The sequence below is a fragment of the Bradyrhizobium nanningense genome (assembly GCF_004114535.1).
GTDB classification, from domain to species: domain Bacteria; phylum Pseudomonadota; class Alphaproteobacteria; order Rhizobiales; family Xanthobacteraceae; genus Bradyrhizobium; species Bradyrhizobium nanningense.
In genome coordinates this window covers 105,545-125,116 of sequence record NZ_LBJC01000016.1, presented here as the reverse complement: position 1 = coordinate 125,116, position 19,572 = coordinate 105,545, and the positions used below count along the sequence as shown (strand labels likewise).

The window sequence follows — 19,572 nt, the reverse complement described above, 5'->3', positions numbered from 1 at the left end:
GTTGCCGCCGCAGGACCATTCGACTCTTGCTTCTGGCTTCCTCCATCAATCAGTGCTCGGTTGCCCTCACGGCTCGTCAGCGATCTGGTTCCACAACTCCCTGATCATGTCCTTCATGATCAGGGCCTCGTGCCAGCGATCCGAGAGTTCTTTGCCGTCGGAACCAGTGATGGCGTAGGGGGGCGGACCCAGCTCACAGAGGAATGTCAGTATCGCATCCGGCCCGGCGCGCCTCCTCCAGGAGCGGATGCCGTAGGCCCACCAACGCGTGAATAGCTCCACCAAGCCCTGGTGCTGCGGAAAGCTAATCGAGATCTGCACCTGCTCGCGGCTCGCGATGCGGCCGTGCATGCCCCAGGCATTGTCGAGAATGCGATGGATCATCGCATGGTTGACGTCGTCGACAGGCCAGGCGAATTCTCGGCCGACCAAATAATGCGAGAGATCTGCTGTCAGTCGTAGGTCCGGAAAGCAGTCGAGGAGCTGCAACGTGAAGAACAGGTCCGTCGTCATACGGTCCCGATGTGTTTCGACATGCACCGCCACGCCGGCCTGTTCAGCAAGACGGCGCCACCCTTCGAGGAGCGGAATACAGTCTGTGAGCCGCTGTGGGCGGACGTCCGGCTGTAGATTGACATGATCGGCCCCGAGCCTCGCCACTATCTCGAGCACCGGTTCCAAGTCGTCGACGTTCTTCGGATAGCATTGTGCCTGCCAGATCATGCCGTGCGACCGCAAGAAAGTGGTGACCTCGGTCGCGAACGCAAGATCGACGAAACGCACACCAGCGCCGTCGAACCCGGCACCGTGGATCATCGCAAGCTGGGTTTGAAGCGGCCACTCCGGTTCATCGGCTACTCGCCGCTCCATGGCCCAGAGCGACTGTAGGATCCGCAGTTGCTGTGCCACGGATCAGGTCCTCGCCAACGTAGGTCGCGATGACCATGCAGGTCGCGAGGAACATCGCGTCGTGGGCGACTGACCACCAACTTTCGTACACCACCACCAAGCCCAGTCCTCATGCCACTCGACCCGCCAGCCATACTGCGCCGAGTTCATGTCCAGCCTTGAGCCCTTCAGGCGCAAACCGGGGCCAATCAGGATGGTCAGGATATCCATCACAGCGGGGCTGCGGACGGTCCGATCAGAAATCGGGTGTACCTTATGCGGCTGATTGATGCGGCCCGCTCGCGGGTCCTCAGGAGCGTGACAGGGCTCGAGGTCGTAAACGGCGGCGTGCTCGGTGAACTTGGCCGCACGCGCAATGAGCCCTGTGCACCCTAGCTGTTCCTTATCAAGCACTTCGGGGACGATCACCCCAGAACGCTTGCAGCTCTGAACCAACCTATCGAAAGTCATGCGGTTTCCGTTTTTGCGGGTAAAGCACGGGTTGCGTTCGACACACGCGTCTACGACGAATTCAAAGACTGAGTAATGCAATGAGCGGCGTGCTGGCGCTGAAATTCGGTATTCGGCAGCCTTTTTCGAGGAATTTCAACGTCCCTACAGTACGAGTGACGAGCCTGAAGAGCCAATCTTATGCGGGTTTCGACATTCAATACCGCACCGCTCAGACGGAAGGGGCGTAACCGCAGATATGCATCGCGGTTCGATGTCGGTTCTACCCGCTGTCCGAGACCTTTCCAAAAGCAATTTCGCGGAGTGACGAGCGGATCGGCGTAAATTGTCAGGGGGCAAATAGGGTTGAGCGCTTGTCGTTGCCAAACTTTAAAAGACGGCAGCCGCCGCCGGCTGCACGGCCATCAACATCAGGAGCCGCCGAAAGCCAGCGGATGAAGACTTCTTCATCTAAATTACGCACTAAAGGCGCGCGAGCGAGTGATGTCGCCACGTGGCGGTGGCGACCTGCTGATTGGGCTAATGTGCTACCGACGCTCCGGTAGAATGGATGCGTGTCTTTCAGGGGAGTTGGTGTTGGTCGCCTCCAGTTCTGAGCGTCAAGTTCAGCAAAATTGATCATGGGGTCCGGCCAAGCCATCCCCTCGGAGCCGCCGTCGCTCGCTCGCCCCAAGCGCAGCGCTGGCGAGCGACGGCGGGGAGAGGGGTGCCGTCCATCCTCTTGGTGGGCCTGAGCATCGTCAGGCCGCCCGGCGCAACGTCTCCTTCTTGTGCTCCTTCAACAGATCCATGTTCAGATAGCGATGGTCCTCGAGCCAGGCCTCGTGGCGCTCGACGGTCAGCGCCCGCACCAGCCTTAGACAGCTCTCGGCGTTGGGGAAGATTCGCACCACGCAGGTGCGCCGCCGGATCTCTTGCCGCCCCATTTGCCGAGCCAGGCCGCCAGATCGCGCCGCACCTCGCCAAGATCGCGCCGGTCGTACATCCAGCGCAGCTCGAGCAGACAATCGTCGTCGACCTTGCGCGGCACATAGTCGAGCGCGTTGCGCAGGAAGTGCACATAACAGCGCTGCCAGAACACGCCGGCGAGCACTTCGGCGATCGCCTTCTTCAAGCCGGGATGATCGTCGGAGACGACAAACTCGACGCCATGCAGGCCGCGCGCCTTCAGGGCTTCCAAAAACTCCTTCCAGCTCGACCGGCTCTCCCGGTTGGCAAGCTCGACCGCGAGCACCTGACGCCGGCCTTCCCAGTCGACGCCGATCGCGATCAGCACCGCCTGGCTCGCAATGATGCCGTCCTCGCGCACCCGCTCATAGCGCGCATCCAGGATCAGATAGGGGAACGGTTCCTTGAGCTTGCGTTCGCAAAAGGCCTTCAGCGACGCATCCAGCCGCTTGTTGATCGCGCTGATCGCCGAGGCCGAAAAGGCATGCCCCACCAGTTCCTCGGTGACCTGCTTGACCTTCCGAGTCGAGACGCCTTGCACATACATCTCGGCCAAGGCCGCCACCAGCGCCTTCTCCGAGCGCTGGTAGCGCTCGAACAGCTCGGTCGAGAACCGCCCCTGCCGGTCCTGCGGCACTTTCAGCTCGATCTTGCCGACCCGGGTGATCAGCGAGCGGGGATGATAGTAGCCGGAGCGATAGCCAGGCCGTCCTTCTGCGCTCCCCCTTTCTCCGCGCCCAACGCCTCCGTCATCTCGGCCTCGAGAATTTCCTGCACCGCACCCTGGATCAGCGGCTTCAGGAACTCCTTGTCCGACCTCAACAACTCTTTGATTGCAAAGACATCCGTCCTAATCTTCGTCACGGTCATGGCGGGTACCAAGCTCCTCTACGAGCGGTGATCTTCGCAATCACCGGACTTACCATGAGCGCTTCAGCCTCTCAGCTTTTGCAGAACCTCCCGCACACTACCGTCGCCTCCCAATACTAGAGGCGTGCGAGCCGTTGCACACGCTAATGTTCGACTGGACCGAGGGACAGAATGCGAAGTCACTTGCGCTGCACCTATTTCGCCGTGCTACATCAGTAAAGATGCTGGAGCCTTCGCACGGGGGCGGCGGCTGCCGTCACTCGAGCCGCGGGCGCGGGCCGGCACTTCCGTCCGGCATGCATGCTGCGCGGACCAAGCGGCCAGCGATTGTTGCAAATCAGATAGACCGCCTCCCTTTGCCCGCACATCCCCGAGCGACCAGGCCGCTGCGGCCTGGCGAGGTCCACATGCCTGCGTGTCAATATTGGCTGTCAGGCATGTTCACGATCAGTCCCTCAAGCTCGGCGCTCACCTTGATCTGGCACGATAGCCGGCTGTTTACCCGTCGCGGACGTGCTGTGGCATCGAGCATCTCGTTCTCTAGCTCATCCATCGCTTCCAGCCGGTCGAGATCTCTTTCGTCGACATAGACATGACAGGTCGCGCACATCGCGTTGCCACCGCATTCCCCCACTATACCTTCGACGCCGTTGAACACGGCGCCCTGCATCACACTGGTACCGTCCTCAATATCGAGAGAGCTTCGGGTGCCGTCTGCGGCCACGTAGTGGATGAGGGGCATTTTGCTAGGATCTCTCGCGGTAATTGTAAAGGGCTACACGCCGTTCGACGACAGCGGCTTGGCATACAATCTCGGGGTCACTTCAGAGCCGCTCGCACAATCGGCTGCGCTGACAGCGAGGCCGGCCGGCAGAAAACGTTCCCAGGCGGTGCGCGGCGTCCGAAAGTTACGAGGCTCCGAGCTCCCCCGTCGACGAGCAGCGCCTCCGCCTCGTTGTGGTCGAGCGGGATGATGTTGCCGTGGTGGTCGACAGTGAAGAGCACCTCGCCGCCGCCATCCTCGTTGCCCATTCGCCACCAGCGCCGTGCCAAGAACAATTCGTTCGGCCTCGCCAGCATCGCTAAAGCGTGGCGATTCTCCTGGTTGAGTACCTCGAGACCAGGGACTTCGCCGACAGCCCCGCCGGCTTCGTATTCGAGCTTCGCGAGATAGGCCGTCCTGCCGGACTGCTCCTCGGCATCAATCTGGGTCTCGACTATGACCACGAACATGATTGTCCCAATGGCGACCGGCAGGTCGGTCCGACGTTCTGCGCGGCGAGAAAATCCGCTAGGCTTTGGCAATTCAGCTTCACCAGCGATTGTTCTCCAGCGCAATGTCGGCCGCAAGGTCGCGCCCCATTCACAAAATTTGGCGTCGGGCCCCTGTTCAGTGGAGCCTCGCTTTTGATAACTCAGCGCCTTGCTTGCCAAAGCTCTGGTTGAATGACGCTCATACCTACTGAGCGAGATCGAGGATCCGTAGGCTGGGCAGTGCGGGACCGAGCGCTCATGCCTTCGCTAGTGCGGAGGCGCGGCCTCAGCCACCGGTCAGGCTCACACGCACCTCGCCTTCGACCACGTTCACCTTGCATTTGCGCAGGCGCATCTCCTTTGGAGCCAGACAACGCCCGGTCGTCAAGTCGAACTCAAGGCCGTGCCACGGACAGATGAGAATCTCGCCATCCCGACTCCATTGAAATTTCCAACCTGTGCTGGCGTTGCACCTCATCTCGCCGCCCACAGGGCCGTCGCATACCGGCCCGTATTGATGCGGGCAAACGTTAACAAGAGCATGCAGGTTGCCGTTGACGTTGAACACTCCGACTTCCTGCGTGCGAACCTGAACAATCCTGTGCGAACCGGGAGGAAAGTCACTGGCCGGCCCGACGGGATAATCGACCGGAGTCGATGCAGGCTGCTGCGACTTTGTCTCGGCTTCACTTGCACGTTCCGCCATCTCTTGATTGCCGCTCATGCTGAATGTATCTCCCTCTTCGAAAGCCTGTTTGGCATAGGAAGCTTGAAAAGGCCGAGCGCGTTCTCACCCATGATCTTGCGGCGTTGCTCCTGTGTCAGAGGCAGCTTCGCTAGGCCCCGCGGATGGTCAAAGTCGTGATGCGGCCAGTCCGACGCGAACAGCGTACGATCAGCGCCGCCGTAGTGCTCCATCGTTTCGACAAGATGCTTCGGATTGACTGGTTCGTCCAGCGGCTGTGTTGCAAACCACATCTGCCGGCGCATGTATTCGCTCGGCCGCTCCTCAAGAAACGGCACGGTCCGACGATATTCCTGATGATACCGGTCCATGCGCCACATCATGCACGGGACCCAAGAGACACCGGCTTCGGTGAAGACAATCTTTAACTTCGGGTAGCGGGCGGGGACCCCGGTATGCATGATGCTGACCAGGTTGGCCATCATCGAGAAGGCATGTCCGATCACCTGGCGGCCAAAGTGGTTTTCGAACTGGTTAATCTGAGCAGGAAACACCGGTGATGTCACGGTGACGCTGTGCAAGATCACTGGCAAGTCAGCTGCCTCGGCCGCTGCAAGGATCGGGTCGTAGCGACGAGCTCCCCATAGCGGGTCGACACCAGCCGTAGGAAGGTAAACTGAGCAGATGCCGGGCGTGCCGGCATAGCGCTCGATCTCCTTAGCCGAATCTTCGGGATTTTGCGGGCAGGCCATTATCGCGCCGTAGAGACCGCTGCCCGCTTGTATCCATTGCGCAACGAGCCAGCGATTATAAGCATGCGAGAGCGCTGTCGCATATTCAATATTCGGCAGCGTCGCAAAAAGCAGCAAATGATCTGGCAGCAGGATGCCGTAGTCAATACCCAAAGCATCAAGTTCATCGCGCATTGCTTGTGGGGTATTGACGCTCCTGGCCGAATGGCCGCCAGGAATCGGCGGATGCAGTCCGAAGCTGGGCGCGTATCCTGGGATGTCCAAATAGCGCCTTGGGGCCGCACCAAGTATCTCGAGCGACTTGCGCCAAGGCATTTCGCAATGAGGCGCCAAAAACTCCGGAAGATCATTGACGTGGATGTCACAATCGACAACAACCATTCCGTCGCTCGCCACGCGATTGCTTTGTACAGGCATTTTCTCACATCCCTCGATCATTGAATTGACAGCGTAGCAACTTAACCTGCACCGGTACGGGTGGGGATTTCACACCAATTATCTGCAAGGACAGGCTCGTTCCTGCTGACCAGAATTGGATCATTTGTCACTGGACCACGCCGACCGGCTAACCTCACGCTCGCACGGGAGCGGCCGCACGAGGAAGCAACTAAGCCGTCGGCGCACGGCCCTGCCTTCGCTATCCATACATAACGGTCCCATTGGTCGGCCACTCTCGACCGCAAAGGAGAACTTAGCAGCTGCTGAAAAAGAAAAGCGTCCAGTTCTGTTTCGGGGCGCATAAATTCGGCAAATTTTACCAAGTTGGCGCGGAATTTCGTCGCAGAAATGGTGAGAGGATACTTAGTTTTAGCTACCCCGAGCGTCCTGCCCCCCCATGGCCAACTGGAGTAGAAGGTTTTGCCTTCTGATCACAGGTCAATGCAATGCATCCCACCGCGACCGATGTAGTATTCTGAGTATCCCCCGGGTTCCTGGTCAATGAATGACGTCGCCAATCTGCTTTGGCTTGATTAGATACCCCTTGCGGAAGCGCAGCAAGGGATAGAGAGCAAAGAGGGGCTTGGAAGACACGGCGCCGTTCTGATCGACGATCCCCTTTATTTCGGCGTAGGGACGGCCGACTCCTCGGTTGACGGATTGCGACGCTCGTGGCTTGTAGTGTCGGTCCTCACGACGTTCCACAACTACCTGAAGCGGCCGGGCTCCAAGGTCGGAATAAAGACTATTGCGGAGTTCACCAAGGCAATTGAGGAGGAAAACCGGTGCGGGCTCACAGGCGTGCTGAGCTTCCTCGTCAATTTATCGCGGTTCGACAATTCTGGAGAATCCCGTCTGGGTGCGGGGAAGGCGCACGCCGGTCATCTCGGTCGCGTGGAGCCGACGCGTGAGGGCCCGATCACGGCGCGTCGGGCGGCGGTGTCCCGTGCCGTCTTTCCACGCGGTCTTCACCTTGCCGGCGCCGGCCAGAGAGATTGCTTTCCGGGCCAGCATCGAAGCTTTTCGATGCTCGCCTATGTTTGGCGGAGGACGTACAACCAAGAAACAAGTGCCGCGACAAGGCGGTGGTCTATGCCATCCTGTTCGCTGCGCGGCGGAGACGCTCACCGCGATCGCGGCGTGCCCCACGCATCTCGGCGCCCCGCTCAGCGTGACCACCCTCCTTCATAACTTGGGCCAGACCCTGCAACTTCATCCGCATGTCCACCGGTATCGTGCCTGGTGGTGGACCATCGCCCGACGGCACACGCTGGGTCGCTTGCCGGCCCGGCTTCTTCCTGCCGGTCCGCATCCGCTCTCACTGTTCCGGCGCCTGTTTCTGCAAGAACCGCAAGCTGCCGTCGCGGCCGGGCACTTGGGCTTTTTTGGCTATCTCGCCTATCTCGCCGCGTTCACCCAGGGGCTCGATCAGCTCCGACGGATCAACTGGGTCGTCTATGCCAAGCCGCCATTCGGCGGACGAACAGGTGCTGGCTATCTCTGCGGCTACGCGCGTCGCCGTTGCCACCAGCAGGCTGATCTCACTCGTCGATGGCAAGGTGAGCTTTTCCTGGAAGGATTATCGGCAGAATCGCAAAGCCAAGGTGATGACACTTCATGCCGATGAGTTCATGCGTCGCTTTCTCCTGCACAACCCTCCCGGAAGGCTTCCACCCATCCGCGACCATGGCTCCCTCGCCTTGGCGGACGCAAGGACAACATCGCCCTTTGCCGTCAACTTCTTGTCCGCAACGCTGCGGCTGATCAAGAAGCCAGCGGCGATCCCCGTGTCATTGCGAGATCCCCGCCCATATTGCGGCGCACCATGCGGCGCTTCGAAGTCGTCCAGCGAGCCGGCGCGCGCAACCGTCCGTTTCGTTGTGACACGTCATGACCACGCCTGCATCATCCACCCCTTCCGTGATCACCTTCTCGGTGGCGACGTCCGAGGTCGCCGTGGCCGCGTTCGTCGCCGAACATCCCGCCAATCGTTCGGCCGCGCATCCCAGCGCAGCAAATCCCTAGCTGGATCGGCCCCGACCAACGGGGCCACTCCCATCAGCCGAAGTCTCGCCGAAGCGCTACGACCGCGGGCGCGCCTTCTCGGCAGCAGTACTGGCTGCAGTATTCCCACAGCGCCCACTCTCCGGCTTCTATAAGATCGCACGCTACGACAGAGCTCGCGGCTGGCCTTTGCCACGCAACCTCACAGCCCCCCCAGATTCCCTCGAATCGAGGGGTGATTCCGCGGTCGCATCGGAGGGGACGATGCAACCTTAAGGAACGACGGGACAGCGGACAGACCGATCTTGTACGGCTCTCGGCTGGACGCGATCATCGATAGCCGAGGACTGCTTTGATTTCCAGGTACTCGTGCAACCCGTAATCACCTACTTCGCGGCCGTTGCCGCTGTACTTGTAGCCGCCGAACGGCGCGGTCGCGTCGCCGCCACCGCCATTGATAGAGACCTGGCCGACACGTAGCTGCGAGGCCACGGCACGGATCTTTTTCATGTCGGACCCCGAGATATAGGCCGCTAGACCATATTCGGTGTCGTTGCCAATCTTCACTGCGTCGTCAATGCTCTCGTAGCTGAGGATTGACAGCACTGGTCCGAAAATCTCTGCCTTCGCGATGGTCATATGGTTCTTCACATTCGCGAACACGGTGGGCTTCACATAGAACCCCTTGTCGAGCCCGTCCGGACGCCCTACCCCGCCGGTAACGAGCGTCGCGCCCTCGTCGATGCCCGCCTGAATCAGACGCTGAACTTTCTCCCACTGGTTTTTGTTGGCCACAGGCCCGATGGTGACGTTGTCGTTTGGATCGCCGACACTGGTGGCTTCCGCTACCCGCTTGGCGATAACGATGGTCTCCTCCATCTTCCTTGTTGGTACCAGCAAGCGAGTAGGTGCATTGCAGGACTGACCGGAGTTGCTCATCACCGAGCGTACGCCACGGCTGACAGCGATTTCGAAATCGGCGTCCTCGAGGATGATGTTCGGGCTCTTGCCACCCAGCTCCTGCGACACGCGCTTGACCGTCGCGGCGGCGGTGCGAGCAACCTCGATCCCGGCACGGGTTGAGCCGGTAAATGAAATCATGTCAATCCCGGGATGGCTTGCGATCGCAGCTCCGACATCAGGCCCTGCGCCGTTGATCATGTTGAAAACGCCCGCCGGAACGCCCGCCGCGTCCATGACTTCGGCCCAGATGGAGGCGCTGAACGGTGCCTGTTCGGAGGGCTTTAAAACCATCGTGCAGCCGGTGGCGAGCGCCGGTACCACCTTGCAGACGATCTGGTAAATCGGCCAATTCCAGGGAGTGATCATGCCGCACACACCGATCGGCTCCTTGGCGATGCGCGTTGTGCCACGGTCTTCCTGGAATTTGAAAGTCTTTAAGATCTCGATACCGGCGTTAATCTGGACAATGCCCGAGGAAGCCTGCGCCTGATCTGCAAGACTTGCGGGCGCGCCCATTTCCTCGGTTACTGCTTTGGCGAAGTCGTTATAGCGTTTCTGGTACTCGGCCAGGGTGCGCTGCAAGAGGTCGATGCGCTCTTCTCGGCTGGTCTGCGAGAAGGTAACGAACGCGTTCTTCGCCGCGACCACAGCCTTATCGACGTCGGCGGGCGACCCGGCTGAGATATAACCGCACACGTCCTCAGTGGCCGGATTGACGACGTCCATCTGTTTTGGAGTTTCCGGGGCAACCCAATGGCCATCGATGAAGAACTTCAGGTATTCACGCATCAGTCTCTTCCTTGAGCCTCTCCGAGCTCCAGTTATCTAAGGTAGTCTGGCGAGGCGGGCATTTTGGAGCAACGCTTCAGACATTCCTTGGCGGGGCCATAACGTTTCGCTCCCGGTGGGCTGGCCATTCGTGCACCCGCGCACGCTATCAGCATAAGGACGCTTCGATGTTCAAGGGCGCGAAAATCGGCTAATGAATGAAGAAGATCTGCGAACAGTCAAGGCTTTAGCTAGTGGAGCATCTTCTTTGCTGGGAACAGCATCTGTGAGACGACCGATTTCTGTTGCCGTCAGCAGAAACATGCCAGCTCCATTCATGTGTATCCTTCTACGAAGACAGTTTCTAATTAACGCGTCGTGCCTGGCTCATCTTTGACCCGAGGCCGGGCCCACACCTTGGGCCTGACTTTATGATGGGAACAGTTTTCTTGCGGTTCTCGTTATCGTGCCGGCCGCCGGACTGTGGCAGAGCTTCTGTGGATCGGAGGGGCCCAGTCGAAGGTTTTTAAGATGCCTTGTGGCCTGAAACGAACACGTCGGGATTGGGCGCGCGGCCGATTCTCACCCTCTGGTACAACTCCCCCCGTCCGATAGCGACCGCGTACTCCGCTAGTGCCCGTCTACGCGTGAGTGCTCCTCGATGGTTTCCATTGAACTGCTACGTGATGCCGGTTGTGACCTGCGCGAACGCTACATGGTTATGACGTTAGGTTCTTCCGCGGGGCTAGCTCCCACAGTCCCGCCTGTTGCTTTCGTGTTCGCAGGAAGCCCGCGGGAATGAAATTACTAACCGCGCTTCACCAAGCCGATTATTTGTCGCGCTTCGGCGGGCGTGGCGATGCTGGCGCCCATCCTTTCAATGATCCCAACCGCGTTGTCGACGAGTTCGGCGTTGGATGCCAGCACGCCGCGCCGCAGGTAGATATTGTCTTCCAGACCAACCCGAACATGCCCTCCTAGTCTCACGACTGCAGCGACCGTGGGCATTTCGTCCGAACCGCAGCCGAATCCGGCCCAAATCGCGCCGGGAGGCAGTGTCTCTTTCATCGCCTGAATGACGATCGGCTCCGCTGGCGCGCCGTAACCGGTGCTGAGACAGAACTGGAACAGCGGCGGGCCCTTGAGAGTGCCTTCTGCCATGAGCTTCTTTGCATTTTCGATGTGGCCGAGGTCAAAGCATTCGATCTCGGGCCTGACGCCCGCATCCTGCATAAGCTTCGTCATTTCGCGCAAGTCGGACATTCGCGCCACATAGATCGATTCGCCGAACGCCAGAACGCCGCAATCAAGTGTGGCGATCTCCGGCTTGAGGGTGATCGCCTGCAGGACACGGTCCTTCGGGCTCTTGAGACTAGTGGTCTTACCGAGGGTCGGCGGGTCGAGGGAGTCTAGCGTGATGCTCCCATCCATTCCGCATGTCAGGTTGATGATGACATCGGTGGACGAGTCGCGCAGCTTCTTTACGACCTGCTCATAGAGCTCCAGACGGTTCGAAGGCGACCCGTCCTCCTCCCGGACGTGGATGTGAACGACGGCAGCCCCCGCTTTCGCTGCTTCGATGGCCGCTTCCGCAATTTGCGAAGGAGTCTTGGGGATGTGCGGATGCTTTGCAACGACTGCCGCATTTCCGCCAGTGATTGCGCAGGTCAGAATGACTTTTCGGGACATCAGGGACTCCTCTATTGGTACCGTTGGGACTGTCCCCGAAACGGAATTGAGAAAAAAGTGTTTGGACCGGTCATCGCTCGGGTGCGCCGGCGTTGAGGGTCGCGGCGCGACCGACGTTCCGCGGCACGCTTTCGCCGTGATCCCGCCGGGCCTTGCGCAGCGCCTCAAAAATCTCGGCACGGAACGGCTCGACTTTTCGGCTCCCGACGCCGACGTTGAGCTGTATGTGCTCCGCTGTCGCCGCAAGCGCACCATCGCGGTCATCGATCATCTCCTGATGAAGCACAAAGCGCTTGGCGTCAAAGTCGATGATTCGCGTCTTGACGGTGAGGGTACTGCCTGCACGAACCTCCCGGACGTAGGTTATGTGGAGATCTCCCGCGAAAAGAGATTGGCCCTGCTCGAAATAGGTCAGCCCCAGTCCAAGATCTCGGCAGGCCAGAGTGCATGCCTCGAAAAACACCTCGAAGTACGGAACGACATTCATATGCCCATTGATATCGAGCCAGGACGCCCGAACCGGGCAGCGATAAATGAAGGTCATGCGGTCCACCGCTCCTACCAACCCCACGGAAGCTATTCTTTCGGCGCGTGTACGAGTCCTGTAGAAACAGCAGATTCGAGCGCAAGTCTGCACGCGGTCGAGATGTCGTAGATCGGTCGCCGGAACTTGCGACGTATCGCAGGTGTGATCGCCGGGAAAAGGGTGCAGGTGAACAGCAGCGCGCCAACCTTCGGATTTGCGTCAAGCAACTGCTTGACGCAGCCCTCGACATCCTCCTCGATCTCACCGAGCTCTGTCGACCGGTTCATCGCCGAATTCCGGGACAGGTTGCCGCCTTCGACGCCAACAACGACAACCCTTGCGCGCTCGGCTCGATCGGTGATGCCAAGGAGATCTTCAGCGAAGAGTGTCGAATCCGACGTGACAACGCCGATCTGGGCGCTCGCGGGCAACTGGCGGAGCAGAGCCGGCAGAAGAACCAGGGTCGACAGCATCACAGGGACATCCACGGCAGCCGCTACGGTGCCTTGATAGCGGATCGCGAAACCGCAGTTGGAACCGATAGCCACCGCACCTCGTTCGACCAGCTTGCGTGCGGCGGCGATGTAGGCTGGGACGAGTGTGAGATCGCCACTCATCGTGCGATTCACCGTAGACCCTTTGACGCTTTCGATGGCGACGGGAAAACCGTAAGTGTCCGGACTCATCAGCGAACCGGGAGGCGGTGTGGGCCTTACCCAGCCCGGCTCGCGGTCGAAGTCAAGGATTCCAAGACAGCCTGTACGATACGATGCCATGAAGATAACCAAATGGGTAAGGTGGGACAAATCGACTATAGTAGCCCTGGAGGCTGGATTTCTTCGAATTCAGCGAAATTTTGGTCGGAATCGTGTGTTTCGCGAGGGGATTGCGACGTTTCGCGCCTACGAGATCATCGGGTCCTTTCCATGCGTTGGCCGCGCGGGCTCACCGGAGGAGGATGCGTGTGCCGATGCAGGTTTTCGTCGGCCCCCAGCCCTTGAATGGGCGCCTGCCGCGCAGGTCCAATAAACTGTCCGATGCTTACTCCAGGCCGGCACGATTCATTCTTCAGTGAGCAAATGCTGGTCCAAGCCGTGGTTGACGAACCGCGGCTCAGCCGTGGGCACTTACCTGATGCATGTCAAAGCCTGCCGTTGAAGAGCCCCCTAAGACAATCGGCATCTTTGTAGCACGAATGCCTCCGGCGTGGCCGGGCAGCAGGTAAGCGCGAGGATGCTTCAGGTACTTCCGTTTTCCTGAATAAGGTTCATGCCTGGCATCACTTCGTATTTCAGCATGAAGACGGAATGTTGAGGCCGTGTTCGGCGGACTCGCGGCTCGGCCAGCTCGCCTACCTTCCCCTCCAGACCGGCGCGCGCTTTTCTGAGAATGCTCGGGCGCCTTCCATGCGATCGTCCGAGCCGTAAAGCTTGTCGACGGTCGCAAGATGGCGGCTGCTCACCCGGGTAATAGCGTCCTGGTAGCTGAGCGCCTCCGCTACGCGCATCGTCTCCTCTACCGCAGCAATGACGAGCGGCGAGCCAGCCGCGAGCTGCCTTGCAACCTCCCAGGCCCGCTGCTCAAGCTTTTCCCTTGGCAGAACTTCGTTGATCAGCCCCCAACGATGCGCCTCGGCGGCATCCATCCAGCGCCCCGTTAGCAGAAGCTCACGCGCAATATGGTGCGGGATTCGCTTGGGCAGCTTTATCGCTGCGCTGGCCGCAAGCTGCCCGGCCATGATCTCCGGCAGAGCGAACGAGGAATGGTCAGAAGCATAGATCAGATCGCAGGAAAGGGCCAGCTCGAAGCCGCCGCCGACCGCTATACCATTGACACAGGCAATCACGGGCTTGTTGAGATCGCGCAGTCTCTCCAGCCCGCCGAACCCACCGACACCGTAGTAAGCGTTAACCTCGTCGCGGTCCGCCGCCACCTTGAGGTCCCACCCGGCACAGAAGAACTTATCGCCGGCGCTCTTCAGGATCGCAACCCGTAGCTCCGGATGATCGCGGAAGGTCTCGAATATCTGCCCCATCAGAACAGATGTGCTCCGGTCGATGGCATTCGCCTTTGGTCGGTCGAGCGTGACCTCCAGGATCGCACCCTCGCGTCGCGTAGTCACGACTTCAGCCACTCTTTATTCTCCTCCCATCACCAGCAACGACCCAGTCGCGCTTGTCAGCTGTAGAATTAGACACTGGCTCAGACCTAAACTGACGCGCTATTCGAAGGCGTTTCATTCGCCGCAATGATCCGCACATCGCGTGCATTGATACTGATATCAAGCAGATCCCCAGCTTTCGGGTATCGCCCAAACGAGAAGCGCTCCTGCATAGTGAGTTGTTCTCCATGAACGTCGAGCACGACCCGGGTCGCGCCGCCATAGTAGTGCGTCTGAAGGACTCGAGCCCGGTGAGAGGTCGCAGCTGCGTCATCCGACGAAAGCCTGACGTGCTCGGGTCGTATAACCGCGGTTCCAGGTCCTGCGGTCCAATTACCCGGAAGACGCAATCCAGCGGACGACGTGAAGGCGCCATCCGATCCGACGGCTCCTTTCAGCAGAGAACACCAACCAATGAACTTTGCGACGAATGCCGTCGCTGGCGCCTCATAGATTTCACCGGGAGTACCAATCTGTTCAACCTGACCAGCGTTCATGACCACGATGCGGTCCGACATCGTGAGCGCCTCCTCCTGGTCATGAGTCACGAACAGGGTTGTGACTCCCACCCTACGCACGACCTCCCGCAGCTCTTCCCGCACACGGACCCGCAGCTGTGCATCCAAGTTAGAAAAAGGTTCATCGAGAAGAAGCAAGGCTGGGCGCATTGCAAGGGCGCGCGCAAGCGCAATCCGTTGTTGCTGCCCGCCAGACAGTTGGCTCGGCAGTCGTTTGGCCAAATGCGGCAGCTCAACGAGCTTGAGCATCTCCTCTACACGCTTTTCCCGCTCTTTGCGTGGCCATTTTAGGTTTTCCAATCCAAATGCGATGTTTTCGGCGATCGTCATATGCGGAAACAACGCATAGCTCTGAAAAACCATCCCAGTGTCTCGCCTATAAGGCGGCTGGTGGGTCATATCGACCCCGTTGATGCTCACGGTACCGGAGGTTGGCTCAACAAAGCCAGCTACGATCCGCAGCGTCGTCGTCTTACCGCAACCAGACGGCCCGAGTAGGCAAAGGAGCTCGCCACGCCGCACGTCAAGAGACGTATTTGCTACAGCCGCCACTTCGCCATAGTATTTTGACACCGAGCGCAACTCGACGACAAAGTCATCACTTTCGCTTCCGTTCCTGTCTCGCTCTTTGGACAAAGTCGTTCCCCTTACGCTAATCTCTCAGCGCCAATCAGCCGTTCGATTATCACGATGATGACCAGTGTCACTACAATCATGATGCTCGACACTGCCGCCAGTAGCGGGTCGTAACTATTATCCATGTAAGCGAAGATCCGTACCGGCAGAGTCGCATGGCCACCGTAGGTGAGGAATGACGACACGGTCACGTTTCCGAACGATGTAACAAAGGCAAAGATCGCCGCTGACAGCAATCCGGGCAAAATAAGCGGCAGAGTGACACGCCGAATAACCCGCAGCGGGGTAGCCCGCAAATTCATTGCCGCCTCTTCGAGTTGAACATTGTGCAGGGCAAGGCTCGCGAGTACCGTCCGCACAACATACGGAATCGCGAGAACCAGATGACCAATGAGCAAGGGATAGACCGTTCGGGCAAGATTGAGCCACACGAAGAGCTGTAACAACCCGATTCCAAGTACCACGGCGGGTACGATCAGTGGTGAGAATGCCAACCCTAACAGAACGGCTTTTCCGCGGAAGGAAAATCGATTTATCGCAAACGCACCGGCGAAGCCAACGACCAGCGCGATCACTGCTACGAGCACAGCCACGTATGTACTGGTCCAAAGCGCCCCCATGAAGCGATCGCTTTCGAGCGCCGTTCGATACCATCGCAGGGAGAACCCCGTTGGAGGAAACTCCATCGTGTCGCTGCTAGTGAAAGACGACACAATGACCAGAATCGCGGGAATAGCTAACATCGTGTAGACCAGCGCGCGAATCGCGGCTCCCGCGACACGCATCACATAGTCGGTAAGATCAGACTTCACGGCGCCGCCTCCCAACGATGAACTGCGAGGTAGCCAGGGCATTGAGAGCCGCTGTAAAGCCAAGCCCACAGATGAACAACACCACAGCCATTGCTGCCCCGGATGGCCAATTTAGCTCCGCCATCATGCGCTCGTAAATCAGGCTTCCAATCATGGCAACTCGACTTCCGCCGATGATCCGAGGGGTGACGAATGCTGATATCGACAATACGAATACGAGATTGAACCCAACGATAATGCCTGGAAGCGCAAGTGGAATGATAACCTTGCGGAATGTGGTGAAGCGATTGGAGCGCAGATTTGCAGCGGCCTGTTCCAGTACAGGATCGATCTGCGCAACCACACTCATGATGGACAAGATCATGAATGGAAGGAACTGCTGCACCAAAACGACCACGACGGCTGGCCGACTAAAAAGAAATGTTTTCGGCGTGGATAGAATGCCGACATTTACAAGAAACGCGTTAAGGAGCCCGTTGCGCCCGAGTACGATCATCCAGCCGAAGACCACGACCACGAGACTGAGCGTCAGCGGCAAGATTACGATAAGCATTCTCCACCGGCGTGCGAAAGGCGGCAGACGAGCGAGGGAGTATCCGGTCGGAAACCCAATTGCTAGGCAGATTAGCGTAACAACTAGTCCGTCCACGACGGTTTCCAACAACATTGACGAATAATAGGAGTCCGAAAAGAAGATGAGATATTGCTTCAGACTGAAGCCAGTTCCTTCGAGAAGCCGGTTTCCGGGCAGAAAGCTCGATCGCAGTAATCCAAACAAAGGCACCACGAGAAATCCGACTAGAACTAAGACCATTGGTGCCAACAAAAGCACTATCGTCGTGTTGCGACGACTTAGTAGGCACCTTGCCACGTTGCTTTCAAAGAGTTTAGAGAATACTTTCAATCCTGCAGTCCCCTCTGTTTCGCAAATGCGCGTCAATGGGCAGCGTCGCGGTTAGCACGCTGCGTTTGATTCGACGGGAGCTTCTGCGGCCGATCCGCGCCCCGGACCCACATCGCGGGCATCACGATGCACGAGGTCCTTTTGTGTAAGCACGAACTCACGTTGAACTTACTCGCAAAGCTTAATGGAGAACGTATTCACCTTTAGGTCGCATGATCGCGCCCCTCGCAAAGAGATCATCTGCTCATCAAGGGTTTGTTCTATTGACCGCCTGAATTCTCGTACGTGATTGGCAGCATCGAGAACTACGCGTTCTATTTCTGTGGCAACGACTCAGCTCATTGAGCAGCCTGGTAACATGGCCCCATGCGCGAACCGAAAGGACGCGAGAAGTGGACGCCGTTCCCGTGCACTTTTGGGGCAGGGCTGATACGGGCAGCACCTGAACACCCGATCCTCGCCCCAAGTTTCTCATTTCCAACGACTAGCCGCGAATGATCCTGTTGAACCGCTCGATGCGATCACTGTGGCCTTCTTCCCATGTTTTCCAGTCGATCTTTTTCTTCTGGGCAATCCGCTCAGGCGAAGCGAACACGACGTTGTTGCGAAGCTCTTCAGGCAATTTGAAGTCGGTCGCTATGTCAGAGCGCGTTCCGTCCGCTATGGCGAGCATGCCTTCGTCCGAAAGGAACTGCTCTGCTAGGGCATGCGCGGCTTCCGAAAACTTCGTGCCTTTCACAACATTTAGATATGTCGTCACGGAGTAGATACCTACAGGCGGGACAACGAATTCGATGGGAAAGCCCTTGCTGTTCAACTGGTAGGTACCGTACTTCCAGAATACGCCGGCGTAGACTTCTTCTGCTTGGTACATTTGCATCTGGGGAGTTGTCGATTGTGCCAGAGCAACAATATTCGATTTTGCCGCCTCAAGGATCTTGTATGCCGGCTCCATGTTTGAGATCGAGCCACCATTTTCTTCTGCGAGACCAAGAAGAAACAAACTGCCGGGACTTGAAGTGGCAGGGAAAACAACCACGCGCCCCCTCAAGTCAGGCCGCGCCAAATCCGAGTACGACGTCAGCGCTGGTTTGACGAATTTTGGATTGTACGCCGGCCCCATACTCGTCAAGCTGAATGGCACACCATAGTCGCCAAATTCACGAAACCCAGGAAGTATTCGTTTGATGTTGGGGACATCGGAGACCTTAATCCCCTCGATCATGCCATTCCTAGCCAACTCGATCATGTAAGGGCTATCACCCTGAAACACATCAAACGGAGGATCGTCTTTTTGGGCGAGAAGTTTGATCAACTGCGCTGATTGGGTGCCTGTATCCATTTGGACCTTGAGTCCATGTTTCTCCTCGAGCGGAGCGGCCGCCTTCAAGAGCGCAGCGTCCCACTTTCCACCAAAGCCGTTCATGCGCAACGTAACGCCCGCGAACTTCTTCGATTGCGCATGGACATAGGGAGCGGCCAGAGCACCGCCTGCAGCCGCCATCGACAACTTTAGAAATGTACGCCTTTTCATATCTCCTCCCAGTTCCCAGTGACGTTTGTTGCGCGACAACTTAGAAGCATTCTCGCCTGTAGGAAGTTCGGAAAACTTGATCTCGCCCCTCATCAATGCGTCGATCTTCATTGAGGACGCGCGTCCGCTGCGCCACCGCAGCTCAATCCGGACAGCGGCCGTACGCACCGCGTCGTTTATAGGGGACGGCATGAAACCAAGTTCACCGATTTTGCGGCTGAGCCAGCCGGAATTGTGCGCGTGATCGAGCTGGGGCGAAGATTTAGGGCGCTAATCAACCACCGATCCACTTTAGCAACCCTCACGCGATGTGTGCGCGCTTCAGACCTACTTCGAAAACGGGATGTCTCGAGGATTAATTCGTGGGTCCCTGAGCTCGTGCTCGAGGTGAAAATGATTGGGTGTGAGCCGAAGTTGCACAAGACGCTGAAGTCGATTTCACGTGCAGAAACACAATCGCTTGCACCCAAGGTTCGATCCCGCTGCGGGTTGATCCGTAGTGGCGCGCTGGCGGGGCCGCCGGTGGGCGAGTCACTATCGCATCGATTTATCGTCCGGCTCGTGTCGCCGCTCCTTCAATCGGTGCTACTTCGCTATCCAGCCGGTAATGCGCTTGCACCGCTCGGCACCCCTGTCGACACAGAAGGCGTCTTCGATACGCAGAGCTTTGCCCATGTGTTCGGACACGGTCGGAAGGTCTACCAGGATCACTGAATCGCTAAGAGCAATCGCATCCTTGTTGGCCGGGACG

General features: G+C 58.4%; 18 protein-coding genes and 2 pseudogenes. 4 read left to right on the top strand and 16 right to left on the bottom strand.

Annotated features, from left to right (window positions below; translation table 11 throughout):
- Positions 1 to 66 precede the first annotated feature (66 nt).
- The gene (locus tag XH84_RS10990; RefSeq protein WP_128948263.1) at positions 67 to 909 is read right to left on the bottom strand and encodes a sugar phosphate isomerase/epimerase family protein; all 843 of its coding nucleotides are present in this window, start codon (positions 907 to 909) and stop codon (positions 67 to 69) included.
- A gap of 530 nt (positions 910 to 1,439) precedes the next feature.
- On the opposite strand from XH84_RS10990, the gene XH84_RS39625 reads away from it, so the two are divergent.
- On the top strand, positions 1,440 to 1,589 hold the full coding sequence (locus XH84_RS39625) for a hypothetical protein (protein WP_164937359.1): 150 nt from the start codon (positions 1,440 to 1,442) through the stop codon (positions 1,587 to 1,589).
- Positions 1,590 to 1,687: 98 nt separating this feature from the next.
- On the opposite strand, the gene XH84_RS10985 is transcribed toward XH84_RS39625, so the two are convergent.
- The 6 genes and pseudogenes from XH84_RS10985 to XH84_RS10960 all read right to left on the bottom strand — a co-directional run bounded on the left by XH84_RS10985 (position 1,688) and on the right by XH84_RS10960 (position 6,285).
- On the bottom strand, positions 1,688 to 1,981 hold the full coding sequence (locus XH84_RS10985) for a hypothetical protein (RefSeq protein ID WP_128948262.1): 294 nt from the start codon (positions 1,979 to 1,981) through the stop codon (positions 1,688 to 1,690).
- Between the two features lie 118 nt (positions 1,982 to 2,099).
- Positions 2,100 to 3,177 (bottom strand): annotated as a pseudogene (locus XH84_RS10980) (IS256 family transposase).
- Between the two features lie 418 nt (positions 3,178 to 3,595).
- Complete coding sequence (locus tag XH84_RS10975) at positions 3,596 to 3,919, bottom strand: 2Fe-2S iron-sulfur cluster-binding protein (RefSeq protein ID WP_128948261.1); 324 nt, start codon at positions 3,917 to 3,919, stop codon at positions 3,596 to 3,598.
- A 77-nt stretch (positions 3,920 to 3,996) separates the two neighbouring features.
- Positions 3,997 to 4,410 (bottom strand): hypothetical protein, encoded by a 414-nt coding sequence (locus XH84_RS10970; RefSeq protein WP_128948260.1) that lies wholly within the window; start codon positions 4,408 to 4,410, stop codon positions 3,997 to 3,999.
- 307 nt (positions 4,411 to 4,717) lie between these two features.
- A complete protein-coding gene (locus tag XH84_RS10965) occupies positions 4,718 to 5,155 on the bottom strand; it encodes a Rieske (2Fe-2S) protein (protein ID WP_208757066.1) in 438 nt (145 codons plus the stop codon).
- A complete protein-coding gene (locus XH84_RS10960; RefSeq protein WP_128948259.1) occupies positions 5,152 to 6,285 on the bottom strand; it encodes an amidohydrolase family protein in 1,134 nt (377 codons plus the stop codon). Before XH84_RS10960 ends, XH84_RS10965 begins: the two co-directional genes overlap by 4 nt.
- 1,057 nt (positions 6,286 to 7,342) lie before the next feature.
- On the opposite strand from XH84_RS10960, the pseudogene XH84_RS40680 reads away from it, so the two are divergent.
- Positions 7,343 to 7,946, top strand: a pseudogene (locus XH84_RS40680) (transposase); the annotation flags it as partial.
- A gap of 250 nt (positions 7,947 to 8,196) precedes the next feature.
- Positions 8,197 to 8,331: a hypothetical protein gene (locus XH84_RS41375; RefSeq protein WP_283811941.1), complete on the top strand. Its 135-nt coding sequence runs from the start codon at positions 8,197 to 8,199 to the stop codon at positions 8,329 to 8,331.
- A gap of 309 nt (positions 8,332 to 8,640) precedes the next feature.
- Here XH84_RS41375 and XH84_RS10950 read toward each other — a convergent pair whose 3' ends face one another.
- The 9 genes from XH84_RS10950 to XH84_RS10910 all read right to left on the bottom strand — a co-directional run bounded on the left by XH84_RS10950 (position 8,641) and on the right by XH84_RS10910 (position 18,932).
- Complete coding sequence (locus XH84_RS10950; RefSeq protein ID WP_128948257.1) at positions 8,641 to 10,062, bottom strand: aldehyde dehydrogenase family protein; 1,422 nt, start codon at positions 10,060 to 10,062, stop codon at positions 8,641 to 8,643.
- Between the two features lie 786 nt (positions 10,063 to 10,848).
- On the bottom strand, positions 10,849 to 11,730 hold the full coding sequence (locus XH84_RS10945) for a beta-keto acid cleavage family enzyme (RefSeq protein ID WP_128948256.1): 882 nt from the start codon (positions 11,728 to 11,730) through the stop codon (positions 10,849 to 10,851).
- Between the two features lie 70 nt (positions 11,731 to 11,800).
- Positions 11,801 to 12,274, bottom strand: a complete 474-nt coding sequence (locus tag XH84_RS10940; RefSeq protein WP_128948255.1) for an acyl-CoA thioesterase — start codon at positions 12,272 to 12,274, stop codon at positions 11,801 to 11,803.
- A 32-nt stretch (positions 12,275 to 12,306) separates the two neighbouring features.
- Complete coding sequence (locus XH84_RS10935) at positions 12,307 to 13,032, bottom strand: aspartate/glutamate racemase family protein (protein WP_128948254.1); 726 nt, start codon at positions 13,030 to 13,032, stop codon at positions 12,307 to 12,309.
- 575 nt (positions 13,033 to 13,607) lie between these two features.
- The gene (locus tag XH84_RS10930; RefSeq protein ID WP_128948253.1) at positions 13,608 to 14,390 is read right to left on the bottom strand and encodes a carnitinyl-CoA dehydratase; all 783 of its coding nucleotides are present in this window, start codon (positions 14,388 to 14,390) and stop codon (positions 13,608 to 13,610) included.
- A gap of 74 nt (positions 14,391 to 14,464) precedes the next feature.
- Entirely contained in the window at positions 14,465 to 15,487 is a 1,023-nt protein-coding gene (locus XH84_RS10925) for an ABC transporter ATP-binding protein (RefSeq protein WP_283811943.1), read from the bottom strand.
- Positions 15,488 to 15,582: 95 nt separating this feature from the next.
- Positions 15,583 to 16,383 (bottom strand): ABC transporter permease, encoded by an 801-nt coding sequence (locus tag XH84_RS10920; RefSeq protein WP_164937357.1) that lies wholly within the window; start codon positions 16,381 to 16,383, stop codon positions 15,583 to 15,585.
- Positions 16,373 to 17,287 carry an ABC transporter permease gene (locus XH84_RS10915; RefSeq protein WP_128948250.1) on the bottom strand — a complete coding sequence of 305 codons (915 nt, stop codon included), beginning with the start codon at positions 17,285 to 17,287 and terminating at the stop codon, positions 16,373 to 16,375. Before XH84_RS10915 ends, XH84_RS10920 begins: the two co-directional genes overlap by 11 nt.
- A 484-nt stretch (positions 17,288 to 17,771) precedes the next feature.
- Positions 17,772 to 18,932, bottom strand: a complete 1,161-nt coding sequence (locus tag XH84_RS10910; RefSeq protein ID WP_164937356.1) for an extracellular solute-binding protein — start codon at positions 18,930 to 18,932, stop codon at positions 17,772 to 17,774.
- A gap of 303 nt (positions 18,933 to 19,235) precedes the next feature.
- Between XH84_RS10910 and XH84_RS10905 the strand changes: the two genes are divergently transcribed.
- Positions 19,236 to 19,535: a hypothetical protein gene (locus XH84_RS10905; protein ID WP_128948248.1), complete on the top strand. Its 300-nt coding sequence runs from the start codon at positions 19,236 to 19,238 to the stop codon at positions 19,533 to 19,535.
- The last annotated feature ends 37 nt before the right edge of the window (positions 19,536 to 19,572 follow it).